This is a genomic window from Candidatus Cardinium hertigii, assembly GCF_050864855.1.
Taxonomy (GTDB): domain Bacteria; phylum Bacteroidota; class Bacteroidia; order Cytophagales; family Amoebophilaceae; genus Cardinium; species Cardinium hertigii_C.
The window spans coordinates 1-423 of the sequence record NZ_JBOZWW010000023.1; the positions used below are offsets into that span (position 1 = coordinate 1).

General features: G+C 32.9%; 1 protein-coding gene. It reads left to right on the top strand.

Annotation, left to right across the window (positions count from 1 at the left end; translation table 11 throughout):
• Positions 1 to 116: 116 nt before the first annotated feature.
• Positions 117 to 423: transposase (locus ACRRVB_RS00815; RefSeq protein WP_432466124.1), on the top strand; the 307-nt coding region annotated here is incomplete at its 3' end.

A 423-nucleotide genomic window follows, 5' to 3' on the forward strand; every position in this document is an offset into this window, starting at 1 on the left:
TAGTCGGTCCTGAAATACTGTATAATTATTTGTTAATCAGCAAATAAATGGTTAAATTTGTATTGGTTAATAACCAGTTTTAGAGTTGTTTTGTATAAAAAGCTTGCAAAATAAGGATGAAATCTAAGAAAATAAATAATAGCCTTGAACGTTTGTTTGAGCAACGCTTATCTAGTTTTCTTAACCCGAAACATCCTTTATTCCAGTTATCTGATTCGATTACTTGGCACTCCTTAGCATCAGATTTAGACCGCGGTTTTAGCTATGGACCTGGTCAACCTCCTTTGCCTATTCGTTTAATTATAGGTCTTCTCATTATCAGTCATATGTATAATATTTCTGATGAACAAGTAGTGGTTAGATGGGTAGAAAACCCTTATTGGCAATACTTTTGTGGATATGATTATTTTCAGTTTAAGGTGC